The organism is Mesorhizobium sp. B2-6-1 (assembly GCF_006440475.1).
Classification (GTDB): Bacteria; Pseudomonadota; Alphaproteobacteria; order Rhizobiales; family Rhizobiaceae; genus Mesorhizobium.
On record NZ_VFUH01000003.1, the window covers coordinates 423440 to 436083 of the forward strand.

Annotated in this window: 14 protein-coding genes; 4 read left to right on the top strand and 10 right to left on the bottom strand. The window is 65.5% G+C overall.

All coding sequences use genetic code 11. The features are described 5' to 3' along the window. Positions 1-31 precede the first annotated feature (31 nt). The 5 genes from FJ443_RS09780 to FJ443_RS09800 all read right to left on the bottom strand — a co-directional run bounded on the left by FJ443_RS09780 (position 32) and on the right by FJ443_RS09800 (position 5399). A complete protein-coding gene (locus FJ443_RS09780) occupies positions 32-1066 on the bottom strand; it encodes an ABC transporter substrate-binding protein (protein WP_140582418.1) in 1035 nt (344 codons plus the stop codon). 101 nt (positions 1067-1167) lie between these two features. Beyond that, positions 1168-2082, bottom strand: coding sequence for a sugar phosphate isomerase/epimerase (locus FJ443_RS09785; RefSeq protein ID WP_140663700.1), 915 nt, complete (start codon positions 2080-2082; stop codon positions 1168-1170). A gap of 38 nt (positions 2083-2120) precedes the next feature. After that, on the bottom strand, positions 2121-3656 hold the full coding sequence (locus FJ443_RS09790; RefSeq protein ID WP_140663702.1) for a mannitol dehydrogenase family protein: 1536 nt from the start codon (positions 3654-3656) through the stop codon (positions 2121-2123). Continuing rightward, complete coding sequence (locus FJ443_RS09795; RefSeq protein ID WP_140500072.1) at positions 3653-4435, bottom strand: SDR family oxidoreductase; 783 nt, start codon at positions 4433-4435, stop codon at positions 3653-3655. Before FJ443_RS09795 ends, FJ443_RS09790 begins: the two co-directional genes overlap by 4 nt. Before the next feature lie 70 nt (positions 4436-4505). Further along, positions 4506-5399, bottom strand: coding sequence for a MurR/RpiR family transcriptional regulator (locus FJ443_RS09800; RefSeq protein WP_140500070.1), 894 nt, complete (start codon positions 5397-5399; stop codon positions 4506-4508). 331 nt (positions 5400-5730) lie between these two features. Between FJ443_RS09800 and FJ443_RS09805 the strand changes: the two genes are divergently transcribed. Next, entirely contained in the window at positions 5731-6915 is a 1185-nt protein-coding gene (locus FJ443_RS09805; RefSeq protein WP_140657687.1) for a Gfo/Idh/MocA family oxidoreductase, read from the top strand. A 280-nt stretch (positions 6916-7195) separates the two neighbouring features. Then, positions 7196-7729, top strand: a complete 534-nt coding sequence (locus FJ443_RS09810) for a sterol desaturase family protein (protein WP_140500066.1) — start codon at positions 7196-7198, stop codon at positions 7727-7729. 47 nt (positions 7730-7776) lie between these two features. Here FJ443_RS09810 and dinB read toward each other — a convergent pair whose 3' ends face one another. Beyond that, entirely contained in the window at positions 7777-9018 is a 1242-nt protein-coding gene (gene dinB, locus FJ443_RS09815; protein ID WP_140663705.1) for a DNA polymerase IV, read from the bottom strand. A gap of 141 nt (positions 9019-9159) precedes the next feature. Here dinB and FJ443_RS09820 point away from each other — a divergent pair, with 141 nt between their 5' ends. Further along, complete coding sequence (locus FJ443_RS09820; RefSeq protein WP_140500063.1) at positions 9160-9396, top strand: hypothetical protein; 237 nt, start codon at positions 9160-9162, stop codon at positions 9394-9396. 144 nt (positions 9397-9540) lie between these two features. Here the strand turns inward: FJ443_RS09820 and FJ443_RS09825 are convergent, their stop codons facing one another. Further along, positions 9541-9957 carry a helix-turn-helix domain-containing protein gene (locus FJ443_RS09825; RefSeq protein ID WP_140500061.1) on the bottom strand — a complete coding sequence of 139 codons (417 nt, stop codon included), beginning with the start codon at positions 9955-9957 and terminating at the stop codon, positions 9541-9543. Between the two features lie 140 nt (positions 9958-10097). Here FJ443_RS09825 and FJ443_RS09830 point away from each other — a divergent pair, with 140 nt between their 5' ends. Beyond that, positions 10098-10685 carry a dihydrofolate reductase family protein gene (locus FJ443_RS09830; protein ID WP_140663707.1) on the top strand — a complete coding sequence of 196 codons (588 nt, stop codon included), beginning with the start codon at positions 10098-10100 and terminating at the stop codon, positions 10683-10685. Between the two features lie 153 nt (positions 10686-10838). Here FJ443_RS09830 and FJ443_RS09835 read toward each other — a convergent pair whose 3' ends face one another. The 3 genes from FJ443_RS09835 to FJ443_RS09850 form a co-directional block, all read right to left on the bottom strand. After that, complete coding sequence (locus tag FJ443_RS09835; protein WP_140663709.1) at positions 10839-11582, bottom strand: 2OG-Fe(II) oxygenase; 744 nt, start codon at positions 11580-11582, stop codon at positions 10839-10841. Further along, positions 11579-12124 (bottom strand): methylated-DNA--[protein]-cysteine S-methyltransferase, encoded by a 546-nt coding sequence (locus FJ443_RS09840; protein WP_140663711.1) that lies wholly within the window; start codon positions 12122-12124, stop codon positions 11579-11581. Before FJ443_RS09840 ends, FJ443_RS09835 begins: the two co-directional genes overlap by 4 nt. A gap of 285 nt (positions 12125-12409) precedes the next feature. Then, on the bottom strand, positions 12410-12640 hold the full coding sequence (locus FJ443_RS09850; protein ID WP_140500055.1) for a hypothetical protein: 231 nt from the start codon (positions 12638-12640) through the stop codon (positions 12410-12412). Between the last annotated feature and the right edge of the window lie 4 nt (positions 12641-12644).

Below are 12644 nucleotides of genomic sequence, written 5' to 3' on the forward strand. Positions count from 1 at the left end.
CGCCATCCTCGCTAGCCAATCAAAATAGCCCTTACTCCCCCGGCCCCTTGCACGCGACGATCTGGTCCTTGGTGTAGGTCGTCCAGTCCGGGATCGAGATCGAGACCGGCCATTCCGGGCTGAGCGACGGATCGGCGGCGGCTTTCAGCTTGGCCTTGCCTTCCTCGGTGGCGTTTTCCCAGAGCTGCGGCTCGACCAGAACGGTCTGCTGCGCCGGCTTCTTGCCGTCGAGGATCTGGAGCGCGAGCGTCACGCCGGCGCCGCCGATCGAGCCGGGATTGGTCACGGCGGCCCCGACCAGGTCCTTGACCGAATTCAGCTGGCCGACGAAACCGGCATTGTCGGCGCCGACGACCGGCACCATCGGCGCCTGCGATTCCACCAGCGCGTCGACGATGACGTTGTCGATGCCCGAGGTCCACACGCCGTTGAACGGCGTGCCGGTGGCGAGGAAGGACAGCATCTGCTGCTTGGCCTGGTCCTGCTGCCAGCCGGTGAACACTTCCTGTGCGACCTTCACGTCGGGGAATTCGGCCAGCGCCTTCTTAAAGCCCTTGTCGCGGTCGCTGTCGGCGGAGGCGCCGGCGGCGCCGCGCATGTAAAACACCTCACCCTTGCCGCCCATCTGCTGGAACAGCCATTTGGCGCCGAGATAGGCATATTGTTCCTGGTTGTTGGAGATGATGTAGGCCGAGGGTTCGGTGACCGCCTGGTCGACGGCGACGACAACGATGCCGGCCTTGGTGGCTTCCTCCAGCCCCGCCTTGATGCCGGCGGGATCAGCCGGATTGACGACGATGGCGTCGACCTTGGCGCTGATCAGGTTGCGGATGTCCTCGAGCTGCCCGGCGGCGTCGGTATTGCGGTGGGCGATGTTGAGCTTGGTCACTTCGCCGGAGGCCAGCGCCTGCGCCTTCATGGCGCAGACCATCTCCTCGCGCCAGCCATTGCCCTGCACGGTGTTGGAGATGCCGATCGTGTATTTGCCCTCGGCGGACGAGGCGCCCATCGAGGCCAGCAAGGCAGCGCCGGCAAGGAGCGGCACCATGGTCAGGTATTTCTTCATTTCAGATTTCCTCCACTTTGATTTTCGTTTCGATTCCAAGTCGTTACACCGGGCCGCGCAGAAAGAGATTCAGGCGGCGCCTCGATGTTGTTTTTGCGCCTTCATTTGACGAAGGGACGCAGCACGTCGCGGGCAAGCAGGAAACCGCGCTTGACCTTATCGTCGCTGCCCTCGAACCACCGGTCCTCGTGCTCGATGATGATCGGGCCGTCGTAGCCGGCACGATAGAGGCCGGAGAAGAAGCCGTTCCAGCCGACATCGCCCAGCCCCGGCATGCGCGGCACCTGCCAGCCTATGCCAGACGAAAGGATTCCGCGCTCGTACAAACCATCATGATCAATCATCAGGTCCTTGGCATGGACATGCAGCATGTAGGGGCCGAATTCCCTGATGAAGCGGGCCTGGTCGATCATCTGCCAGACCAGGTGCGAAGGATCGAAATTCATCCCGACATCGCCGCCCCAGGTTTCGAGGATGCGGCGCCAGACCAGCGGCGAATAGGCGATGTTGTGGCCGCCCGGCCATTCGTCATAGCTGAAGATCATCGGGCAGTTCTCGAAAGCGAGCTTGACGCCGTGGTCGCGCGCATGGGCGACGATGTCGGGCCAGACCTCGAGCGCGTGCTGCCAGTTGACGTCGACGGTCTTCGAGGCATCGCCGCCGCAGAAGGTGTTGACCAGGGGCACGCCCATATTCGCGGCCAGCACGATCACCTGCTTCAGGTGGTCGATCACCGTCTTGCGGTGGGCGGCATCGGGATGCAGCGGGTTGGGATAGTAGCCGAGACCGGAAATGGTCAGCCCCTTGCCGGCAAGGTTTGCCGCGATGTCCCTGGCCTGCGCCGGCGAGGTCGCGGCGGTGTCGATATGGCTGGTACCGGCATAGCGGCGGCTGGCGCCCGAGGCTTTCGGCCAGCAGGCGATTTCCAGCGCCTCGAAGCCGGCCGAGCTTGCCCAGTCGGCGACCGCGTCGAGCGGCGTCTCCGCGAACGGTGCGGTGAGCAGTCCAAGCCTCATAGTGCCTCCCCCGGTCGTGAATTCACGACCGATTCCTACTATGCAGATCGTGCCGGTTGCTTCAACCGCTCATCTGCCGGTTGCGCGCATGCATGCCTGACGGTTGCCATCGGATCGTCCGACAACAGCCCGTCGAGCGCCGATGTGACGGCCTTGCGGAACATGTCGTTGGCGGCGAGGGCGGGATCGAAGATGGCGTCAATCGCCAGGATGCCCGCGGCCAGCGCCGGGATGTCGCGTCCGCTTGCCTCCGCTAAGCCAGCGACCTTGCCGGCATAGGGGTCCGACACCGGCCAGCGCCGGCCGAACCGGGGCGAAGCCTGGATCAGATAGGCCATCCAGCCGGCGACGGATACCGACAGCAGCGCAATGCTTTTTTCCTCGCCCAGCCGATCGCGGATCGGGTTGAGCAGGCGCTGCACGATCTTTTGCGAGCCGTCGGTGGCGATCTGGTGGTTGCGGTGGCGGATCGCGGTATTCTGCAGACGGCCAAGGCTCTGCTCGACATAGGCTGATGGGTCCATGCCGGGCACCGGCTTCAACGTTGGCAGCGTCTCCTCGACGAGCATGCGGCGCACGAAGGCCGACAGCAGCGGGTCCGCCATCGCATCGAAAGTGTGTTCAAGGCCGGCCAGCACGCCGAGATAGCTGAGCGTCGTCTGAGCGCCGTTCAGCACACGCATCTTGAGATGCTCGAACGGCGTGACGTCGTCGACGAAGGTTGCCCCCACCAGGTCCCAGCGCGGCACGCGGCCGGCGAATTTCTGCTCGATCACCCATTGCCGGAACGGCTCGCCGGCAACGACGGCTCCATCGCGGTAGCCGAAAAGCTGCTCCACACCGTCGAGATCGGCCTGCGTGCTCGCCGGCACGATGCGGTCGACCATGGCGCTGGGGAAGGCGGCATTGGGGGCGATCCAGCCGGCAAGGCCGTTGCCGCGCCGTTCGGCAAAAGTCCGCACGACATTTTCCAGGATGGTGCCGTTCGCCGGGATGTTGTCGCAGGAGAGCAGCGTCAGCGGCCGGCCGTGCGTGGCCATGCGTTGCTCCAGCGCCCGCGCCAGAATGCCGGGCACGCTGCGCGGCGTCAGCGGGTTTGCGAGATCGTGGACGATGTCGGGATGGTCGAGGTCGAGCGCGCCGCTGGCCGGAATATGACAATAGCCCTTTTCGGTAACGGTCAGCGTCACGAATTCGATGTCCGGGGAGGAGAGCACTTCGAGCGCGGGCATAGCGCTCGCCTGGCTATCGACAATGCGCACGATGCTGCCGATGACGCGGGCCTCGACATGGGAATCCTGGCGGATGAGCCTGGTGTAGAGCCCGTCCTGAGGGCCGAGCGTATCGGCGAGCGCCGGCGGACGGATGTTGATGCCGACCACGCCCCAGCGGCCGAAGCTCCGCGCCAGGAGGTCGTCGGTGTATTCGGCCTGGTGGCAGCGGTGGAAGGCGCCGACGCCGAGATGCGCCATGCCTGCCTGGAGCAAGGCACGGTCATAGCCGGGCCTTTGCACCGTCGCCGGCAGGCGGCCGAGCAAGGCCGGACCGAGCGTCTCGTGCGCGGCTCTGCTCACCGGTTGGCTCCGATCACCCACTGTTCCTGGTCGATCAGCGAGCCGGTCATCGGTCCCGCGGCGTCGGAGAGAAGGAAGACGGCGAGCCTGGCCACGTCCTCCGCCGAGAACAGCCGGCCGAAGGGCTGCGCGGCGTTGGCGGCATCGAGCCAGCCGGCGCCGTGGCCGAGCGTCTCGGCCTGCATGACGCGCTCGGCGGGCGTATCGGTCCAGCCGACATTGATGCCGTTGACGCGGATGCGGTCGAAGCGGTGGGCGTTGGCGGCGTTCCTGGTCAGCGTCGCCAGCGCGCCCTTGGTGGCGGAATAGACGGCGAGCTCGGGCGAACCGCAATGGGCATTGATCGACAGGATGTTGACGATCGCGCCGCCCTGGCCCCGCTTCCGCATGTCGGCAATCGCCGCCTGCATGAGGAAGAAAGGGGCGCGGGCATTGACGGCGAACAGCGAGGCCCAGTCGTCGGGGGTCGCATCGAGGAAGGAGGCCCGGTCGGTCAGGCCGGCGGCATTGACGAGACCGTCGATACGGCCGAAGCGGTCGATGCAGGCTTGCGCCAGGAGGGCAGGGGCTGCCGGGTCGGAAAGCTCGGCGGCGATGAAGTGTGCCGGCGTGCCCGCTTGCGAGAGCTCCGCAGCAACGGCCTCGCCGCGCGTCCCGTCGCGGCCAGTGACCAGCAGGCCGCCGGCGCCGGCACGCGCCAAGGTTTCGGCGACTGCCCGGCCGATGCCTTGCGTCGCGCCGGTGACCAGCACCATCTTGCCGTCGAGCTGAAGCTCCATTCCTCCTCCCGGAACAAAGTTTCTATTTCTGAAGATATGGAATGTCAGTTCCCGTTAGTCAACCGCGCAATCATTCTGCCCGTTGGGCCACGACACCATGGACCAAAGCCATGCCGACGGCGAGCGACGCCGCCAGCGAGCGGAAGCCTGCGAAGTCCTGTTCCACAACTTCCAGCCAGGTGTCCGAGAACTTGACCAGCGGAGAAAAAGTGCTGTCGGTGATGGTGACGATCCGCGCGCGCCGCTCGTGGGCGACCGCGACGAGGTCGGGCGTGATCGAATTGTAGGGACTGAAGGAGACCGCCAGCACCGCGTCGCGTCTGCCGATGCAGCCGACCTGGTCGAGCGCGGTGGAGCCGACATTGTCGACCAGCACATTGCGCACGCCTTGCTGCGACAAGGTCAGCGAGAGATAGCTGGTGACGGGAAAGGCGCGCTTGGAGCCGATGACGTAGATCAGCTCGGCGGCCGAAAGCAACGCCACCATTTTCTCGAAGCTCTCGATATCGAAGCCGGTTTCGATGCGGCCGAGCGAGGCCTGCGAGGCGCCGACCATGCCGCGCAGGAAATGCAGGTCGGCATTGGATACGCGCGGCGTGCGTTCCTGGCCGCGCCCTTCCGGCCAGGACGCCTTGACATGGTCCTTGAACAGGCCCTGGAAATCGGAAAAGCCGGCATAGCCGAAGATCTGGGCGAAGCGCACCAGCGTCGAAGGCTGCACCCCTGCCTGCGCGGCGACCTGTGCGATGGTGCCGAGCGCGACGTCGCTCGGATGCTGCCACAGGAAGATCGCGACCTGGCGCAGCCGCTTGGGAAAATGGACCGTGCCCGACGACAGCACCGCGCGCAGCTCCTCGTAAGTCTGCGGCTTGATATAGCCGAGCGCCGCCAGCGAGCGCCCGCGCTTGCGGGTCGTCGCCTCGTCGGCGCTGGACCGTCCGGATGATTTGCGCGCCCCGCTCATGATTTCAGGCTAGCGCGATACGATCGTTTTACAATATGAAAATTGGAAATCCTGTTCGAGGGTGGTAGCTGTTCTGCAGCGAAGAAGTTCGATGCATTCAACATAGCACCCTATGGCGCCCCCCTCTGTCCTGCCGGACATCTCCCCCACAGGTGGGGAGATTGGCGGCGTCGACCGCGACGCCTTTCATGCAACGCTGGCAATTTGGCGAAAGCCGGCGTGACATCCGATCTCCCCCCTTGTGGGGGAGATGTCCGGCAGGACAGAGGGGGGCGCTACAGAACCCGACGGTGGGTGCTAGCTTAACATCCTTAAATCGGAGGGGACAAACATGGTCTATGCGACATCGGACGGATCGGCGGGCAAGCGTTTGCGCGTCGGCATGGTGGGAGGCGGGCAGGGCGCTTTCATCGGCGCGGTGCATCGCCTCGCCATGCGGCTCGACGACCAGATCGCGCTGGTGGCCGGAGCGCTGTCGTCCGACCCCGGGAACGCCGCCGCCTCGGCCGCCGAGATCGGCATCGCGCCGGAGCGCAGCTATGCCGATTACCGCATGATGGCAAAGGCGGAGGCGGCGCGCCCGGACGGCATCGAGGCGGTCGTCATCGTCACGCCCAACCACCTGCACGCGCCGGTCGCGACAGCCTTTCTGGAAGCCGGCATCGATGTGATCGGCGACAAGCCGCTGTCGACGACGCTGGGCGAGGCGCAAGCCCTGGTGGCGCTGACGCGGGAGAAAAATCGCCGCTTCGTCGTCACCCTCAACAACACCGGCTACGCCATGGTGCGCCAGGCGCGCGAGATGGTGGCGGCGGGCGAACTCGGCCGCATCGTCTCCGTGCACGGCGCCTATATCCAGGACTGGCTGACCAGGCCGATCGATGCCGACGGCCAGAAACAGGCGGAATGGCGCACCGACCCGGCGCGCGCGGGCCAGTCGGCGGTGCTGGCCGATATCGGCGTGCATGCCTTCAACCTGGCGAGTTTCATCAGCGGCCGCGAGGCCGAGACGGTGTCGGCCGACCTGTTCACCGCCGTGCCGGGACGGCGGCTCGATGACAACGCGCATGTGCTGGTGCGCTGGGCGGGCGGGGCACGCGGCACGATCCTGGCCAGCCAGACGTCGCCCGGCCACTATAATGATCTCTCCGTGCGCATCTATGGCGACAAGGCGGGGCTTGAATGGTCGGGCACGCGGCCCGAGGAACTGCGCTTCTCCAGATATGGCGAGGAAAGCCGCACGCTCGTGCGCGGCGGCCATGGCTCGACCGAGGAAAGCCGGCGCGTGTCGCGCATGCCGGCCGCTCATCCCGAAGGCTATATCGAGGCCTTCGCCAATTTCTACCGCGACGCCGCCGACATCATCCGCGCGCATCGTTCGGGCGCCGCCGTCGATGCGGCCCGGGCGGCGCAGGTGCCCGATGTGGTCGACGGCGCGCGCGGCGTGAAGTTCGTCGCCGCGGCGGTGGAGTCGAACGCGGCTGACGGGGCGTGGACGGCGGCAAGGTTCGGGTGAGGGTGTGCCATCCAATGTGACATCGCGGCCACGCCCGACGGTGCCGCGCGGTTGACGGCGATCAAGAGTTGGCCGTCCATTCGGGACCGCGCTGTGTTCCGCCATTTTTCAAGCCCGTTGCGAGGCTGGTTTCGAAGGCAACAGCCGGTTGACTGGCTTCCAAATCGTTGCCGCCGACCTTGCGCGAGGTGATTGCGACGCTATGTCAGGCGCATCCGCGTTGCTCCCCGCCCGCGCATTCGGCAATCTGTCGCTTCTTCGGCGTTGAAGGCTTGCTCCGATGGAACTCGGTCTCATTGGATACTACAGCGACTTCGTGGTTTACCCCCTGGCGATCGCCCTGCTGGCTGTGGCCGGGCTTATCGAGGCCGGCGAAGAGAGCGCGCCAGGCTGGCTGGCGACGGCGCTGGCGTGCCTGTGTCTGTGGACGCTGATCGAATACGTCATGCACCGCTTCGTCCTTCACCACATTCCCTGGATCAGGGATCTGCACGCCCGCCATCATGTCGAGGAGCGCAGTCCGGTGGGCACGCCGACCTGGCTCAGCCTCGGCGTGCATGCGCTTGTCGCGTTCTTTCCCGTATGGATGGTCTCGGATTTCGCGGTCGCCAGCGCGGCGAGCTGCGGGCTGATGCTGGGCTACCTATGGTACGTCAGCATCCACCATGTGATCCATCACTGGCATCCCACTCATCCGAGCTATCTCTACACGCTGAAGCGCCGCCACGCGCTGCATCATCATGTCGACGAAAACGTCAATTTCGGCGTGACGTCGCTGTTCTGGGATCGGGTCTTCGGCACGATGCGGCTCTGAAGCCAACTGGTGTGCGCCATTCGAGGAGCGCAGACAGCCATTCCCGCTTACAATTCCTTCTGCGCCAATTCCCTGAACTCGTCGGGCACGGAGCGGGCCGCCTCCAGCGCCACGGTGCCGTAGCCGACGGCCTGTTTGCCGAAGCGCTCGCGGATCTTGTCGATGGCGCGGTCGGCGCCGAAGCGTGCGAGGCCCTTCCTGGTGCCGGGGCGGCGCTTTTCGTCGGCGAGGCCGAGCGGCAGTTCGAGCTGCAATTCGGCACTTTCCTCGAGATGCGAGACCGAGATCGCCAGCAGCGAAATCGTCCTGTCATGCGGATGATCGGCAAGCACGCCCCGCACCAGGTCTGTCGCGATCTCGGCCAGCATCACCGTCGCCGAGATCGGCTGGTCGAGCGTGATCGAGCGGGTGACGGCGCTGAGGTCGGCGAAGCGCACGCGCACCGTCACCGTGCGGCCGGGGCGCGCCTTGGCGCGCAGCCGGCTGGCGACCCGGTCGGCCAGATGCAGCAGGACGGGGATGTAGACGCATTCCAGTGCCGGCTTGCGGCCAAGCGCCGACTGGGCACCGGCCGAATGGGCGCGGCGACGTGTTTCCAATTTGCGCGGATCGCGGTTCCACGACAAGGCGGCAAGCTTTTCGCCGGCGGCAGGGCCGAGCAGCCGCGCCAGCGCGCCGCTGTGCGTCCTGGCCAGTTCGCCGATTGTCTGGACGCCGATCTCGGCCAGCCGCGCGCTGGTCGCCGGGCCGACGCCCCACATCAGGGAGACCGGCAGGTCATGCAGGAAGGCGATCTCCGTGCCGGGCTCGACCACCACCAGCCCATCGGGCTTGGCCACCTGCGAGGCGATCTTGGCCAGGTGCTTGGTGCGCGCCACGCCGATCGAGATCGGCAGGCCGAGTTCGCTTCGCACGCGGCTGCGAATGGTCGAGGCGATCTCCCGCGGCTGGCCGAACAGATGCGTGCAACCGGCGACATCGGCGAAGGCCTCGTCGATGGAGATGCGCTCGACCAGCGGCGTGAAATCGTCGAGCACCTTCATCGCGGCGTCGCCGAGCCGCTGGTAGTCGCGGAAATTTCCGCCGACGAAAATCAACTGCGGGCAGAGCTCGCGCGCCTTGCGCCCCGGCATGCCGCCGCGCACGCCGAAGGCGCGGGCTTCGTAGGAGGCGGCGAGCACGACGCCGCCGCCGACCGCGATCGGCTTGCCGCGCAGCGACGGGTCGAGAAGCTGCTCGACCGAGGCGTAGAAAGCGTCGAGATCGGCATGCAGGATGGTGGGCTCCATCCCCGGTTCCTCGCGACGTTGTAGAGTATGGAACATAAAGAGAACAAACATTGCTCGCTGTCAAGCGAGGTCGCGATCCGCCGGAACATTGTCGCTCACAATCGCGTTGACGGCCGAAGGGCGCCGCGTGCGGAGGCTGGCATGGGCAACTTTGAAATGATCGATCTGGTTTGCGTCGTCAACGCCTGCTCGACCGACCGCGCCGCGGGGCGGCTGGTTTCGATGGCCAAGGCCGTGGAGGAATTGCGGGTGCTGACCGGCGATTTCGTCTCGGCCGACGAAACGGTCGCGAATGCGCTGAGTGAAGTCGCGCTGCAGTGCGGCTGCGCCGTGCTGTTCGATGAGCAGGCGGGCGCCGACATATTGCGCACGCCATAGCTCGCCGCCGGCGTGCTGCAATGCATCACGCAACCGCTCCAATCGCTTGTTTTTGCGCTATTCCGAATAGAGGGCCGTGACGCGCTTTCTGAGGCGCGTTGCCTGTGCGGGTCGTTGTCCCCGAGGCCGCCTTAGCGACATCCATCAACCGAGATGCTCCGCCCGCAGCGCCTGCTTGAGGCGCTCCAGCGCCGGCTCGCCGTCGGCAGCGAGCTTATCGGCGATCCTTGCCAGATCATCGTCGGCCTTGCGGTGCTTGCTGCCCCAAGCGCCGAGCGTGGCCAGCACGGGCACAAGGTCGATGCCGGCCTCGGTCAGGCGATAGATCGCCTTCAGGCCATGCGTGGGATCACCGCTGCGGGTGAGGATGCCTTCGTCCTGCAATGTCTGGAGGCGCTCGGCCAGCGTACGCGAGGAAATGCCCTCATCGGATTGCAGGAATTCGCGAAAGTGCTTTTTTCCGGCGAAGACCAGGTCGCGGATGATGAGCAGCGTCCAGCGGTCGCCGAGCAGTTCGAGCGACAGGTTGATGGGGCAGCCAGACCGGTCCCGTGTCGACATGTGTATGGTTCCATTTTTAAATCGCTTTACTATTGACATCGTTTTCATCTCAGGTCAATAGTTCCAAATGTAAACCATCGGCAACCGTGCCGGCCGGACGGGTAAAACGAGCCGCTCGGCCCTTGACTGGGAGAACCATAATGAAAAAGCTGATCCTCCAGATGCAGATGTCGGTCGACGGTTTTGTCGGCGCCGACGCGGATCATCGCTGGCAGCTCTGGGAATGGGGCGACGACAGCGCCTGGGACGAGGAGCTGAAGCGGGACTTCAACGCCGTCTTCGCCGGCATCGATACCATCCTCCTGAGCCGTAAGATGGCCGAGGAAGGCTACCTCGCCCATTGGGGCAATGCGGCGAAGAGATATCCGCGCGACCCGTTTTACGCTTTCGCCCAGCGCATCGTCGAGGCGAAGAAGGTGGTGCCGAGCGACAGGCTCAAGGCCTCGCGATGGGAGGGCACGACAGTGGTCAGCGGCGACCTGCCGCGGGAGATCGACTTGCTGAAGAGGGGTGAGGGCGGCGACATCGCGGTGTTCGGCGGCGCCGGCTTCGCCTCGGCGCTGATCGCGGCCAGGCTGGTCGACGAGTTCCAGCTGTTCATCAACCCGGCCGTGCTGGGTGCCGGCCGCCGCATCTTCGACCAAGGCGGGTTCGGCAGGCTGCGGCTGCTCGGCTCGAAATCCTATGCGAGCGGCATGGTGGTGAGCCGCTACGCGCCGGCCGGCTAATCGAAAGGCATTGCACTGATATCATGCCTGCCGTTGAGCTTGGGCATGGCAGTCGGCGATGCAGCACCAAGCGCGGTTCTGCCTTCGCCTCCAGGGGGAGAAGGCAAGACGCGCCTCAATGTACCTCTTGGTCAATACCTTGACCTCATCAATTCACTTCGCATCGTGAAAAATGATGCCCACCGTGTGCCGCATGCCCGAGCGCAGGCGGCTGACGCCGTGGCGCAGATTGACGCGGTAATTGCCCTTGGTGCCCTGCACCGGCCGATTGTGGACGGCGAAGGAGACGGCATCGCCCTGGCGCAAGGGCACCACTTCCACCCGGCTCTGCATGCGCGGCCGCTGTTCGGTCAGGGCGAACTCGCCGCCGGTGAAATCCTCGCCGGGTTCTGAAAGCAGAACCGCCACCTGCAGCGGAAAAGCGAGGTCGCCATAGAGGTCCTGGTGCAGGCAGTTGAAGTCGCCGGGCACATATTGCAGCAGAAGTGGCGTCGGCCTGACCTGGCCGGCGGCGTGGCACTGTTCGAGAAAGGCGGCATGCGTTTCGGGATAGCGCGTGGCGATGCCCATGCGTTCGTTCCACCGGTTGGCGACCTCGGCCAGCCTGGGATAGAGCGCCGTGCGCAGCCCGCCGATCAGGTCCGGCAAAGGGTAGCGGAAATAGCGGTATTCGCCCTTGCCGAAGCCGTGCCTGGCCATGTGGATATGGCTGCGGAAATGTTCTTCATGCGGATAGAGCCCGGCGAGTTGCCGGCACTCCTGCGGCGTGAGCAGCTTTTCCATCACGGCACAGCCGAAGCCGTCGAGTTCGGCGCCTAGGGCTGGCCAGTCGTAAGCGGCAACCCGTTCCTCGGCGGCTTTCACCACCGATGCCGCAACCCTGGCATGGGCGGTCATATCGCGACCTCTTTGTCCAGCAAAGCGTGCTTGCGCTCAGTGCCCCAGCGGTAGCCGGAGGGCGTGCCGTCGGCGCGGACGACGCGGTGGCAGGGAATGCCGAGCGCGATCGCGTTAGCGGCGCAGGCCGTCGCCACGGCGCGGGCGCCGTTCGGTCGGCCGAGACGCTGGGCAAGGGCGGCGTAGGTGATGGTTGCTCCGCGGCGGATGCTGCGAAGCTCGCCCCAAACTTTTTGCTGGAACGGCGTGCCGCGGCTGATGTCGAGCGGCAGGTCCAGGCCGGCGGCGGGCGTTTCGATGAAACATGCTATCGCTGCGAGATCGTCATGCAAGGCGGTCTCGTTCTCGACCAGCATCTTGCCGGGAAAGCGGCTGGCGAGGTCCTGCGCCAGCGCCTCTGCGTCGTCGCCGATCAGGATGGCGCAGACGCCGAGGGAACCGCGCGCGGCGAGGATTTTGCCGATCGCGGATTGGGCGATGGCGTAGGTGATGGTGTCGGCGCCGGAGGCTGTCGCCGGCGTGTGGGTTTGCATGAGGTTCATTGCTTCACTCCTTCTGTGTGCCTGAACCCTAGCCGCGTGCCTTCCGTTCCTCACTCCGATGCTTGCTTTCAAATTCAATTTCCGGAACGGTGCGGAGGTAAGTACCCTACGGCGCCCCCCTCTGTCCTGCCGGACATCTCCCCCACGAGGGGGGAGATTGGCAATTTCGGCGTCCCACTCATTCCTGCAACGTCGTAGATTGGCGAAGGCGGTTGTGACAGCCAATCTCCCCCCAAGTGGGGGAGATGTCCGGCAGGACAGAGGGGGGCGCCGTAGAGCGCTGATTTATGCGATACGAATGACAGCAACCTCGCCAAGCAAAAAAACCTCGCCTGATAACAGCCGCAGTTCGATCTCGCCGGTCGCGCCACGGCTCCACTCGGCCTTGCCGCTCTCGACAAGCTCCCCGAGCGCAGCCATCACCAGCGACCGCGCATCTTTGGCGCGTCTGACGGCGCCGCGATGGGGGATCCCAATGTCCGCATCGGTGGTGGAAGACCTTGCCATCGCGCCCATTGCC

Excerpts from the sequence above, each read along its gene's own strand:
- FJ443_RS09820 (WP_140500063.1), top strand. The coding sequence starts at position 9,160 with ATGGGCAACTTTGAAATGATCGATCTGGTTTGCGTCGTCAACGCCTGC.
- FJ443_RS09800 (WP_140500070.1), bottom strand. The coding sequence starts at position 5,399 with ATGAGCGGGGCGCGCAAATCATCCGGACGGTCCAGCGCCGACGAGGCG.
- FJ443_RS09840 (WP_140663711.1), bottom strand. The coding sequence starts at position 12,124 with ATGAACCTCATGCAAACCCACACGCCGGCGACAGCCTCCGGCGCCGAC.
- FJ443_RS09835 (WP_140663709.1), bottom strand. The coding sequence starts at position 11,582 with ATGACCGCCCATGCCAGGGTTGCGGCATCGGTGGTGAAAGCCGCCGAG.
- FJ443_RS09810 (WP_140500066.1), top strand. The coding sequence starts at position 7,196 with ATGGAACTCGGTCTCATTGGATACTACAGCGACTTCGTGGTTTACCCC.
- FJ443_RS09805 (WP_140657687.1), top strand. The coding sequence starts at position 5,731 with ATGGTCTATGCGACATCGGACGGATCGGCGGGCAAGCGTTTGCGCGTC.
- FJ443_RS09825 (WP_140500061.1), bottom strand. The coding sequence starts at position 9,957 with ATGTCGACACGGGACCGGTCTGGCTGCCCCATCAACCTGTCGCTCGAA.
- FJ443_RS09850 (WP_140500055.1), bottom strand. The coding sequence starts at position 12,640 with ATGGGCGCGATGGCAAGGTCTTCCACCACCGATGCGGACATTGGGATC.
- dinB (WP_140663705.1), bottom strand. The coding sequence starts at position 9,018 with ATGGAGCCCACCATCCTGCATGCCGATCTCGACGCTTTCTACGCCTCG.
- FJ443_RS09785 (WP_140663700.1), bottom strand. The coding sequence starts at position 2,082 with ATGAGGCTTGGACTGCTCACCGCACCGTTCGCGGAGACGCCGCTCGAC.
- FJ443_RS09795 (WP_140500072.1), bottom strand. The coding sequence starts at position 4,435 with ATGGAGCTTCAGCTCGACGGCAAGATGGTGCTGGTCACCGGCGCGACG.
- FJ443_RS09780 (WP_140582418.1), bottom strand. The coding sequence starts at position 1,066 with ATGAAGAAATACCTGACCATGGTGCCGCTCCTTGCCGGCGCTGCCTTG.
- FJ443_RS09830 (WP_140663707.1), top strand. The coding sequence starts at position 10,098 with ATGAAAAAGCTGATCCTCCAGATGCAGATGTCGGTCGACGGTTTTGTC.